The organism is Serratia sp. J2, assembly GCF_046269175.1.
Lineage (GTDB): Bacteria > Pseudomonadota > Gammaproteobacteria > Enterobacterales > Enterobacteriaceae > Chania > Chania fonticola_C.
Window position 1 is genome coordinate 92,189 of sequence record NZ_JBKABN010000003.1, and the last position, 12,631, is coordinate 104,819.

Annotated in this window: 7 protein-coding genes; 4 read left to right on the forward strand and 3 right to left on the reverse strand. The window is 54.7% G+C overall.

Translation table 11 applies throughout. The features are described 5' to 3' along the window. Window positions 1–5: 5 nt before the first annotated feature. Both pstA and ACKWMY_RS04060 read right to left on the reverse strand, forming a co-directional pair. Complete coding sequence (gene pstA / locus ACKWMY_RS04055) at window positions 6–1,658, reverse strand: phosphate ABC transporter permease PstA (protein ID WP_409485933.1); 1,653 nt, start codon at window positions 1,656–1,658, stop codon at window positions 6–8. Next, window positions 1,655–3,814 (reverse strand): ABC transporter permease subunit, encoded by a 2,160-nt coding sequence (locus ACKWMY_RS04060; RefSeq protein WP_409485934.1) that lies wholly within the window; start codon window positions 3,812–3,814, stop codon window positions 1,655–1,657. The genes pstA and ACKWMY_RS04060 overlap by 4 nt, the downstream gene beginning before the upstream one ends. A gap of 255 nt (window positions 3,815–4,069) precedes the next feature. Here ACKWMY_RS04060 and ppk1 point away from each other — a divergent pair, with 255 nt between their 5' ends. Together ppk1 and ppx are read left to right on the forward strand one after the other, a co-directional pair. Further along, window positions 4,070–6,133 (forward strand): polyphosphate kinase 1, encoded by a 2,064-nt coding sequence (gene ppk1, locus ACKWMY_RS04065; protein WP_024486375.1) that lies wholly within the window; start codon window positions 4,070–4,072, stop codon window positions 6,131–6,133. Between the two features lie 10 nt (window positions 6,134–6,143). Continuing rightward, entirely contained in the window at window positions 6,144–7,703 is a 1,560-nt protein-coding gene (gene ppx, locus ACKWMY_RS04070) for an exopolyphosphatase (RefSeq protein ID WP_024527048.1), read from the forward strand. 237 nt (window positions 7,704–7,940) lie between these two features. Here the strand turns inward: ppx and ACKWMY_RS04075 are convergent, their stop codons facing one another. Then, on the reverse strand, window positions 7,941–10,184 hold the full coding sequence (locus ACKWMY_RS04075; protein WP_024527047.1) for an EAL domain-containing protein: 2,244 nt from the start codon (window positions 10,182–10,184) through the stop codon (window positions 7,941–7,943). A gap of 520 nt (window positions 10,185–10,704) precedes the next feature. Between ACKWMY_RS04075 and ACKWMY_RS04080 the strand changes: the two genes are divergently transcribed. Both ACKWMY_RS04080 and mgtE read left to right on the forward strand, forming a co-directional pair. Beyond that, window positions 10,705–10,872 carry a YfgG family protein gene (locus ACKWMY_RS04080; protein WP_065686557.1) on the forward strand — a complete coding sequence of 56 codons (168 nt, stop codon included), beginning with the start codon at window positions 10,705–10,707 and terminating at the stop codon, window positions 10,870–10,872. A gap of 165 nt (window positions 10,873–11,037) precedes the next feature. Next, entirely contained in the window at window positions 11,038–12,471 is a 1,434-nt protein-coding gene (gene mgtE, locus ACKWMY_RS04085) for a magnesium transporter (protein ID WP_024527046.1), read from the forward strand. The last annotated feature ends 160 nt before the right edge of the window (window positions 12,472–12,631 follow it).

Sequence of the window (12,631 nt, forward strand, 5' to 3'; positions counted from 1 at the left end):
CCTTGTTACTGCGACCATGCTTTATACCGCTCCCTTAGCGAATGCCGGATACCCATTGCCGTCAGGTTCAACCCAACAACAATTAACACCAGCAGGAATGCCGTGGCAAACACCATTGGCCGCGCTGCTTCTACGCTGGGGCTCTGAAATGCCATATCGTAGATCTGGAAGCTCAGGTGCATGAATTTACGTTCCAGGTGCAAATAGGGGAAAATATCGTCCACCGGCAGCACCGGTACCGATTTCACCACGCCAACCAGCATCAGCGGAGCTGTTTCCCCAGCCGCTCGTGCTACGGCCAGGATCAGGCCGGTCATCATCGCCGGTGCCGCCATCGGCAGCACGATCCGCCAGAGGGTCTCCGCCCGGGTGGCTCCCAGAGCTAATGACCCTTGGCGCAACGAAACGGGAATGCGCGACAACCCTTCTTCAGTAGCGACAATCACCACCGGCAAGGTCAGCAAGGCCAGGGTCAAGGCGGCCCACAGCACGCCCGGTGTGCCGAACGTTGGGTTCGGCAAGGAGTCGGCGTAAAACAGCCGATCGAGCGAGCCTCCCACCATATAGACAAAGAATCCCAGACCAAATACCCCGTAGACGATCGACGGCACCCCTGCCAGATTCACCACGGAGATGCGGATCAGCCGCGTCAACAGATTATTACCGGCATACTCGTGCAGATAGACGGCGGCAATCACGCCAAACGGCATCACCACGATCGACATCAGGATCACCATCAACACGGTACCAAAGATCGCCGGGAACACGCCCCCTTCGGTATTGGCTTCCCGTGGGCTGTCGGTCAGAAATTTTTGTATTTGCTTGGCCCAGTGCGCCAGCTTCTGCCCGCTGCTCATGTCGTTCGGATACCAGGCATCGCGCACCTGGCTCAGGGCAATGGTGTGAACCTGCCCGTGCATGTCGCGCAGCAGTAAGGCATCACGCTGGCGATCGCGTTCCAATCCTTGCAGCTTGCCTGCAAGCTGACGGTATTGGCGTTGCAACTCCTGCCGTTCGGCACGGATAGAGGCTTGCCAGCGCGCATCCAGCTTATTCTCACGCTGCAGGCTCTTTTCATGCAGGCGTAAATGCTCAAACTGTTCGTTAATCCGTGCCATGTCGCGAAACTGAATATCATGTGCCTGTCGCGTCAGCGCCGCAATCTGCGGCAAGCGCTGTTGCAACGCCTGGCTCAGATCGCTGCCGGTTAACGGTTGGCCATCTTCCAGTAAACCGGCCAGGTAGCCGTAAGCGGTGCCGTGACTGTTGCGCTCCAACACCAATAAGTCGCGTGGGGTGGTCATTTTACTGACGTCACTGGCCAGCAAAGTACGAAAATCCTGCCCTTCGTTTTCCCGGTTCCCCACTTTGATCAAGTAACGGATAAAGCTTTGTGCTTCTCCTGGTGGCAATGCAACACCGGCGTCTTGCAATTGCTGGCGCGAGATTGTCTGCCGTTGATACAGCTCACCCACGACCGTTACCGGGCCTGCGGCCGTCTGATTCAGCTCGAACTGATAGACTGGGCTGGGCCAGAAATAACGCGTCCCCTGCCCGGCCAGCAGCAGTAAAATGCCGATCAGCGCCAGCAGGCTGATGGCCACCGATGCCGCCGTCAGCCAAATCCACGGGGAGCCGCTTTTCACCCAGCTTCTCATGGTGTCTCCTGGTTCAGCGTATAGCGCTTACGCAAGCGTAAACGTACCGCCTCCGCCAGCGTGTTAAACACAAAGGTAAAGATGAACAGCACCAGCGCGGTCAGGAACAGGACCCGATAATGGCTGCTGCCCGTGACGGCCTCTGGCATTTCGATAGCGATATTGGCCGCCATCGCCCGTAAGCCCTGGAACAGGCTGCCGTCGATCAGCGGCGTGTTGCCGGTGGCCATCAGCACGATCATGGTTTCCCCCACCGCGCGGCCAAAACCGATCATTAGCGCAGAGAAAATACCGGCGCTGGCGGAAGGCAACACCACGCGCAATACGGTTTGCCACTGGGTAGCCCCCAGGGCCAATGAACCCCGGCTAAGCGAGGCTGGCACGCTGAACAACGCATCCTCTGCCAGCGAAAAGATAATCGGCACCAGTGCGAAGCCCATCGCCACGCCCACCACCAACGTATTGCGCTGATCGAAGTCCTCACCCAACCAGAAATGCAGCGGTTCACCAAACAGCTTAAGCTCCAGCCAAGGTCCTACAGCAAGCGCCAGCCAAACCGTTAGCACCACCACCGGTAACAGCAACAGTAAATCCCAACCCGGTGACCAAGGCCGCGTCGTAAATCGGTTAACCAGCCAACTGCATAACAGCACGACCCCTGCCAACAAGAACGGCAAGGCCAACACGGCCAGCAGATAACGCTCGATCATCGGTGCCAGCCAGATACCGGCCACCAGCCCAATCACCACCGTTGGCAACGCGCCCATCACCTCGACCGCCGGTTTGACGACCCGCCTTAACCCTGCCGACATAAAGCAGGCGGTATAAATTGCCCCGGCCAACGCCAGCGGGATGGCGAATAACATGGAGTACGCCGCCGCCTTGAAGGTGCCAAAGATCACCGGCATCAGGCTGAATTTAGCCTGGTAGCTATCTTCCCCCGAGGTGGATTGCCATACATAGGCCGGCTCTGGGTAGTTCTCATACCACAGCCGCTGCCACAGTGAACGCCAGGTGACGTCTGGATAGAGATTATCCACGGCATAATGCTGCCAACCCTGGGCCGTTTCCAGCAATAGACCGTCGCCACGCGGGGCAAACGCCATCTGTTGTACGTTGGCGGGGAGCTTGTCCTTGAGCAACGGCTTGGACTGGATACTGGAAAACAAGGCGAACTCGCCCTGCGGCTGCAAGGTGGCGAATACCCGCCGATACGGCTCGGCGACCAACAACTCCTGCGTGGTAGTCTGATGGGCAAATTGCTGTATCGGTGCTAACTGGTAGCGCTGGTTTTTCTCCACGTCAAACCATTCACGCAGACTACCGTCGCCAGCCTGGATCAATAATGCGCTCCCCCCTGGCAACGCCGTCAGGCGATAGGGAGGATGTTCACCCAAGGTTCGCGTCTCTCGCAGCTGCGGCTGTGCCCCTTCAATCTGATAGCGGGCCAGTTGGTTACCGGTTAACAGATAAAGCTGGCGGCCATCCGGCGTTAGCAACAGTTGTTGTGGTGCGGCGGCCAAAGGGATTTCCGTGGGGTGGCCCTGAAGCGTCGGGCTGAAACGCCCAAACAGCAACCGGTTGTCGTCTGTTACCGCCGCCAGCAGGAAGTTGCCCCGGCGGACTTGTGCCAGGCTTAGCAATGTCAGTGCATGCCCATGGGGATCAAACGCCAAGGGCTCCTGCCCCAGCGGGAAACGCCACTGGGGTTCACCACCGCCCGCCGGTGCAAAATCTGCTTGGGCAACCACCAATCGGCCATCCCCGCGAGCCAGGGCAAACAGGTCACGCTCTCCAACCGCCTGAGCCAATAATGTAGGCTGGCTCAATAGCGTTTGCTGTGCAGGGTTATTGCTCGGTGCCTGCAACGGATAAAAATGCCCTTCCCCCTGGCGATCGATGCGATAACCAATACGCTGCTGTACGTCCATCCCAATGGCCAGCGCCGGGGAGCTGTAGCTCATTGGCAATACGCGCGAAGTGCCTAGCGAGGCCGGTTTGAACAGCGGTAAAACCGAAAGCAAGAGATAGACAAAGATCAGCATCAGCGTCATCAATACCAGCAGCCCGCTGACGGTCACGGCCCCTTGTACGCCACGATCAACGTGCGCACGCAGGCGATCCCGGGGATGTTGGTTAAGCGTTGTCTGTGCCATTTGCCTGTCGTCGGTTCCGTTGTCGGGCTTGCACCCAAAGATAACCGGGCATCTTATGTCAGTTTTGTGACGTTTGCATGACAAAGTTGCCGGGTACCACGATGGAGGAATAACAATTTGTGGCGGGCAATGCGGCGGGATAACTCCGCAGATATGTTGGACATTGTTGTCAATCTCTCGCAATAATGAAGAAGGACACTAGAGCGGTATTCGGCGATAAGTCCGATCCTTTTCTAAAATTGAACTGGAGTAGCAATGGGTCAGGAAAAGCTCTACATCGACAAAGAATTAAGCTGGTTATCCTTTAATGAACGCGTGTTGCAGGAAGCCGCAGATAAGAGCAATCCCTTGATTGAGCGCATGCGATTTCTGGGCATTTACTCCAATAACCTGGATGAATTCTACAAAGTCCGCTTTGCCGATCTGAAACGGCGCATCTTGATTAGCGAAGAACAGGGTTCAGGTGGCGCTTCACGTCATTTGCTGAAAAAAATTCAGGCCAAGGTGCTGAAGACCGATCAGGAGTTCGACGGCCTGTACAACGATCTGCTGCTGGAGATGGCGCGCAACCAGATCTTCCTGATCAACGAGCGCCAGGTGTCGGAGAACCAGCAAATCTGGCTGCGGCAATACTTCAAGCATCATTTGCGCCAGCACATCACGCCGATCCTGATCAATCACGACACCAATCTGGTGCAGTTCCTGAAGGACGATTACACCTATCTGGCGGTGGAGATCATTCGCGGTACGCGCATCGATTATGCGTTACTGGAAATTCCTTCCGATAAAGTGCCCCGTTTCGTCAATCTGCCGCCGGAAGCCCCCCGCCGACGCAAGCCAATGATCCTGTTGGATAACATCCTGCGCTATTGCCTGGACGACATCTTCAAGGGCTTCTTCGACTATGACGCGCTCAACGCCTATTCGATGAAAATGACGCGCGATGCAGAATACGATCTGGTGACCGAAATGGAATCCAGCCTGTTGGAACTGATGTCGTCGAGCCTGAAACAGCGCCTGACCGCCGAGCCGGTACGCTTTGTGTATCAGCGCGATATGCCCAACGAGATGGTGGAGCTGCTACGCAACAAGCTGGGGATATCCAATTACGACTCGGTGATTGCCGGTGGCCGTTACCACAATTTTAAAGACTTCATCAGCTTCCCGAACGTCGGCAAGGCCAATCTGGTCAATCGCCCGTTACCGCGCCTGCGGCATATCTGGTTCGATAAATTCCGCAACGGCTTCGATGCCATCCGCGAAAAAGACGTGCTGCTGTATTACCCGTACCACACCTTTGAACACGTGCTGGAGCTGTTGCGTCAGGCGTCGTTCGATCCCAGCGTGCTGGCGATAAAAATCAATATCTATCGGGTAGCCAAAGACTCGCGCATTATCGAATCGATGATCCATGCGGCGCATAACGGCAAGAAAGTGACCGTGGTGGTGGAGCTACAGGCACGCTTCGACGAAGAGGCCAACATCCACTGGGCCAAACGCTTGACCGAGGCCGGGGTGCACGTGATCTTCTCCGCACCGGGGCTGAAAATTCACGCCAAACTATTCCTGATTTCGCGCCGTGAAGGCGACGATATTGTGCGCTATGCTCATATTGGTACCGGCAACTTTAACGAAAAAACCGCCCGTATCTACACCGACTACTCGCTGCTGACCGCCGATTCGCGCATCACTAACGAAGTACGCCGGGTATTCAATTTTATTGAAAATCCGTACCGGCCGGTCTCCTTCGACAACCTGATGGTGTCGCCGCAGAACTCCCGCCGCATGCTGTACGATCTGATCGATCGTGAAATTGCCAACGCATTAGCCGGTGAAAACGCCGCTATTATGTTGAAAATAAATAATCTGGTGGATAAAGGGCTGGTAGATCGGTTATATACCGCTGCCGCTGCCGGCGTGAAAATCCGTCTGTTGGTACGTGGCATGTGTTCGCTGATCCCCAACCTGCCGGGCATTAGTGACAATATTCAGGTTATCAGCATCGTCGACCGTTTTCTGGAACACGATCGGGTATACGTTTTCGAAAACAAAGGTGACAAACGGGTTTACCTCTCTTCCGCCGACTGGATGACCCGTAACATAGATTACCGTATCGAAGTGGCAGTATCGCTGCTGGATCCGGCGCTCAAGCAGCGCGTTCTGGACATTCTGGAGCTGCTGTTCAGCGATACGGTCAAGGCACGCTATATCGATAAAGAACTGAGCAACCAGTATGTACCGCGTGGCAATCGCCGTAAGGTCCGTGCACAGGTGGCCATTTATGAGTATTTAAAAGCTCTGGAACAACCGGACAACTAGGCCAGCAACTATGCCGCTAAAAAGCACTGCAACCAATAATAAGCCACAGGAAATCGCTGCCATCGATCTTGGCTCGAACAGTTTCCATATGGTGATCGCCCGCGTCGTTAACGGCGCCTTACAGGTGTTAGGCCGTTTAAAACAGCGGGTACACCTTGCCGATGGATTGGACAGCGAAAACGTGCTCAGTGAAGAAGCCATGGAGCGCGGCTTGGCCTGCCTGGCGCTGTTTGCCGAGCGATTACAGGGGTTCCCGGCGGATAACGTCACGATCGTAGGTACACACACCCTGCGTCAGGCGGTGAATGCCGAGGTGTTCCTCAAGCGGGCGGAAAAAGTGATCCCTTATCCAATCGAAATCATCGCCGGGCAGGAAGAGGCCCGCCTGATTTTTATGGGTGTCGAACATACTCAGCCGGAAAAAGGCCGCAAGCTGGTGATCGACATCGGTGGTGGTTCTACCGAACTGGTGATCGGGGAGGATTTTGAGCCTCTGCTGGCAGAGAGCCGTCGCATGGGTTGCGTGAGCTTTGCCCACCTGTTCTTCCCAGATGGGGAGATCAGCAAAACCAACTTTAAGCGGGCACGCCTGGCCGCCGCACAAAAATTGGAAACCCTGGCCTGGCAATACCGCATTCAGGGTTGGCAATATGCCTTGGGGGCATCTGGCACCATCAAGGCCGCTCACGAAGTTTTGGTGGCCATGGGTGAAAAAGACGGTTTGATTACCCTTGAACGGCTGGAGTTGCTGGTTGAGCAGGTGTTGCAGTTTAAAAACTTCAGCGCCCTGAGCCTGCCGGGCCTGTCGGAAGATCGTCAATCGGTATTTGTGCCGGGGCTGGCGATCCTGTGTGGGGTGTTTGATGCGCTGGCAATCCGCGATCTGCGCCTGTCAGACGGAGCCCTGCGCGAAGGTGTGCTGTATGAAATGGAAGGCCGCTTCCGCCACCAGGATATTCGCAGCCGCACGGCCAAAAGCCTGGCCGATCACTATAATATTGACCGCGAGCAGGCCAAGCGCGTGCTCGATACCACCGAGCTGTTGTACGCTCAGTGGATGGCGCAAAATACCAAACTGGTGCAGCCACAGTTGGAGGCGCTGTTGAAATGGGCCGCCATGCTGCATGAGGTGGGGCTGAGCATCAACCATAGCGGTATGCACCGCCACTCCGCCTATATTCTGCAAAATACCAACCTGCCGGGCTTCAACCAGGAACAGCAGTTGCTGCTGTCGGCGCTGGTGCGCTTCCAGCGTAAAGCGATCAAGCTCGAAGAGTTACCCCGCTTGAACCTGTTCAAGAAGAAATATTATCTGCCGCTGATCCAGCTGTTACGCCTGAGTACCCTGCTTAACAATCAGCGTCAGGCCACTACCACGCCGGAAACTCTACGCCTGACAACCGATGATAATCACTGGACGCTACGCTTCCCAGTGGGCTATCTGACGCAGAACAACCTGGTACAGCTCGATTTCGAGCGTGAGCAGGAATACTGGAATGACGTGGTTGGCTGGAAACTGGTGATAGAAGAAGAAGGCGAGCAGGACGCAGACGCAAAACCTGCGGCGTAACCCACACCGTATTCAGTACGTTTTGATTGAGATCTTAATGGAATATCCAGCCGTTTGTGCCCCTCACCCCAACCCTCTCCCACGGGGAGAGGGAGCTGACCGGAGTGCTTGGTTAGCCTATGCTGCTCCGGTATGTGCGGAGTAAGAAGAACGCGGATGGAGTATGGCGCAGAAAAATCAGCGTACTCGATCGGTCCCCTCTCCCTGTGGGAGAGGGTTAGGGTGAGGGGCATACTCTCAGTCAGACTCTTCGTCTTCCGACTGTGGTTCCATCGGCACTAGAGACGCCAACAACTGAGGTTTACCGATAAAGTAGCCCTGCATATAATCCACACCCAAGCTTTTAAGCGCATCGCGCTGCTCGGCCGACTCGACATATTCTGCCACAATCGACAACCTTCTCATCAGCGCCACTTTACAGATTGACGAAATGATCTGGTAATCCACCTTGCTGGTCAGCATGTCCTGCACAAAACTGCCATCGATCTTCAAGATATCGACATGCAGCTCTTTCAGTCGATCGTAGGTGGCATAGCCGGTGCCAAAATCATCCAGGGCAATGCGGCAACCTAACTGACGCAGCTCTTTCAGCGAGTTCTTGGCATATTTCACATCCTGCACCAGATGAGACTCTGTCACCTCCAGCACCAGTTGATAAGGCTCAATCTGGTATTGCCGCAGGGCATCGCGCACGTCTTGGCACAGGCTTGGGCGACATAGCGAGGACGGTGACAAATTCACCGCAAAGCGCGCGCTAGGCATACCTTCGCGATGGAGCGCCATAAACTGCAGGGTTTGGCGCAGTACCCACATATCCAACTGGTAAGCCAAACCAAATTCATGCACCACCGGTAGAAATTCGTTGGGAGGAATGACGTTACCTTCATCATCCAGCATACGCAGCAGGATCTCATGGTAAGAATCGCCGCGAATCCCGACAATCGGTTGAGCCATCAGCATGAAACCGTCGTTATCTAGCGAACGTTGCACCCAGTGTAACAAAGCGACTTTGCGCTTGATTTCATCCTGCACCACATGATGACCGTTCTGCACGTTTTCAGGCCGACCACTGGTCAGCGACATTTCCGCCAACGAGCTCAATTCCCCCAGTAACAGATGCAGATGTTCCACTTCCGAATAGACTCCACAGTAGCTCATTCCCAGCGGTGGATGGATTGGCAGACCGTTCCACACCAGACGAAACTTCTCCAGCGTACTCTGGATTTTGGCCACCCGTGCCTCACCGTCAGAACCGTTGAGCCGCAGCACCAGATCGTACCCCGGCAGGTGATAGACGTCTTCCCCTTCCTCGAGCACCGTGCGCAGGCTGCCCGCCAATTTCTGTTTGAAGCGGATGCGCAACTGCATACCATAGTTCCGGCTGAGCAAATCCAACTCGGAAATCCGCAGGAAGCACAGCGTAGAGCGCGGCACCTTGGCCAGATCGCGCTTCAATGCGCGCAGGTTGGGCAGGCCGATAACGGGATCTTTCAGAGAGGCGTTTTGCGCCTTGGCATGATCCATTCGCTGGCGAGTGTGCACCGCAGAAGTCAGCAAAATACTGAGGGTGAACGCCAGCATCATTGACGAGATCATGGTCAGGTTATGCAGCAGGCTATCCCACTGCACATAGCCCGGATAGTTAAAGAACAGCACCAGCAGAGTCGCCGCCCAGATAATACAGTTGAACAGATAACCAAAGCGCATGGCGCTATACAGCATCACCGGCAATAACAGCGTCAGGCTGTAGTCGGGCACCTGCATCGCGTTGGTATCTGCCGTGTGGTAGGCAAGTACCACCACCAAGGCAATCAGCACCACCAACCACAGTTGCAGCTCACTCTTTTTGACCGACGGCGCCATCTCACGGCGGATCCTTCCCAACAGTACGCGGGCAAATTTGGGATTCTTAATGATCCGTAAGGCGAAATAGAACAACTGCATGGAAGACAGGCAGCCAATCAGGATCGCCTGAAAATTGATCAGTGCGTGTAAATGATTACCGTTACCGGAAAGCATGCCGAGTTCGTCCGGCAAAAAATCGAGGCCGATAACCAGCTGTAAACCAAATATAAACAGCACTGGCGGCATCAGCACCAGCCAGATCAGCCGGTATTTACCCAGCTTCAGCTCGGTGAGCCCCACACACCAGCGGCGCTGCGACTGGCAGCGATAGCCCCACCAGCAAATGCTCAGACATCCCACATACAGCAACGTCATGATCACGTCGACTTCGCTGCCGGAACGGTTGGAGTAACGGATGAGGATCGCCAAAGCGATGCCTGGCATGGCACGCCAGTCATAAACCATCAGCAAAGAAAAGCAGACCACCAGCGGTAGATAAACCAGATACACTTTGCCATCAGGCAGCATCAGGCGTGGCGATAGCCAGCCTGCAAGCGGCACCAGCAGCAGGCTCAGCACTATAGGCTGCCCCCACCAACGGTCACGTAAATTATTCCAGAACTTTAAAATACCCATCAAGACACTGTATCCGCTAAGGCGTGATTCACTTCGTCGCTTAAGCGTTTTAAATCGCAGAAAAGGCAGGATCCGATCCCACCACAGAACCATTCGGGGAGCAAGCTGAGACATGCACTTCCAGCATCAAGAATGGCTGTGAATTCTATTCTCTGCGATAGCTTAAGATTTGACCACGATCAATTAATAGAGAAAAGGCTAAGAAAAATCCATACGCCACTTCATAGGCTGATAATAACCTATTAATACACAACAAAAAATCAGACAAAATCTATATCCTATGCATTTAGAGTGACCGCTTAAAAAGCGGTGGACATAAACCACAACTAAATTGCTCAGTCAAACGCACGGAAATAAATGGACATCTTTTGTCATCAGAGCCTAGAATTCCATTTACAATTTAGATCAATGTTAGCCATGGCAGGCCAAAAAACAGTAATCGCCACCATCATTTACCAGCGGCAGCCCCAAACGGTGCTTGAACAATGCCAATGGGAAAAACCGACGGGCTCAATGAACCATGAGAAAGACCACAACCGGGCGTATGACCAAAGTCGTGCTGCTGATCAGTTTCATCATTCTAGTCGGTCGCCTGCTGTATGCCGCCATTGCCGCTATTCCCCATCATCAGGAAAAAAGATCGCTGCCTGAACCGCAGACCCAGGAAGCCCGCGTGGATAATCGGTGATTATCTTGCCCTACCAAGCGACCATCACCCTGAGTCACTGGCACGCTAAAGCTGCTGACCCTGCGCCATCAGATTGATAAAAATCACGCCAACTGCCGCTATGCTCTATCTTTTAAAGATAGTCTAAAAGGAACCCGGTGTGCCAAGTCAGCGTTAAGGAATTCCATGTCCGCCGCAACACATAACGTCAAAAAAGTCGCTGAGTATCGTCAGCGCATTCTAAGCCTACTGTTAAATAATGCCCCTTTGATTGACGGCATTCTTGGTCGCTCAGGGGATGAAAAACAACTCAGCGAAGGCGAACTGCTTAATCATACCGCCGAAATCACCCACTTGCTGCAAGATATGCACGCCGCTGACCTTGCGGACCTGCTAGAAGCGTTGCCACAAGATGAACGCCTGGCGCTGTGGCGGCTGGTGGATAACACCAAGCGCGGCCAAACCCTGGTAGAAGTTGCTGAACCCGTCTGGGATAGCCTGATCGAAGAGATGAGCGATAAAGACCTGCTCAAGGCGATCAAAACCCTGGATGTCGATGAACAGGCCTATCTGGCGCAATATCTGCCGCGTAACCTGATGGGCCGCCTGCTGACCTCACTGGAGCCAGAGCAGCGTGAGCAGGTGCGCGAGATGGTGCATTACGGCAAGGATACCGTCGGCTGGATGATGGATTTCGAGCTGGTCTCGGTACGCCCTGATGTCTCTTTGGGGGCCGTACACCGCTTCCTGCGTCAACGCAAAACCATTCCGGACGCTACCGATAAACTGTTCGTCACCGATCGCAAAAATACCCTGTTAGGTGAACTACCGCTGACCGCGATCCTGCTTAACGATCCGCAAACCCCGGTGTTTAAGGTGATGGACAGCGATCCCACCACCTTCCAGCCGGAAGACAAAGCCGAAGCTGCGGCCAGCGCGTTCGAACGTTATGACCTGATCAGCGCCCCGGTGATCGATGCCAAAGGCAAACTGATGGGGCGGTTAACCATCGAAGAAATCGTTGACGTGGTTAACGAAGAAAGCGACACCACTCTGCGTCGTATGGGGGGGTTAAGCCCGGAAGAAGACGTGTTTGCCCCGGTCAGCAAGGCGGTGAAAACCCGTTGGGCCTGGCTGGCAATCAACCTCTGTACCGCCTTTATCGCCTCCAGAGTTATTGGCCTGTTTGAACACACCATTTCACAATTGGTAGCGCTGGCCGCCTTGATGCCCATCGTCGCCGGTATCGGCGGTAATACCGGCAACCAGACCATTACCATGATCGTGCGCGCGCTGGCGCTGCATCAGATCGAAGAGGGCAATATTTCGCGCCTGTTGTTCAGAGAACTGGGCGTAGCCATCATCAACGGGATCGTCTGGGGCGGCATCATGGGGCTGGTCACCTATCTGCTGTATGGCGATTTGGCAATGGGAGGCGTGATGACGCTGGCCATGATGCTCAACCTGCTGGTCGCCGCGCTGATGGGGGTGATCATACCGATGACCATGCTCAAACTGGGCCGCGATCCTGCCGTGGGCTCCAGCGTACTGATCACCGCCCTGACCGATACCGGCGGCTTCTTTATCTTTCTGGGGTTGGCGACCGTGTTCCTGCTTTAGCCGGTGTCACCGATGGTCAGACTGAAACGGAGCCAAGTTGTGCGTAACACTGTGGCTTGTAACAAGACAAGTATATACTTGGATAGGTATTACTCGCCCGCGGACCCCCCTCTGGTGAGTAAAATGGCGGCAGGTTTTCCTGGTCGATTGCACAAGTGAA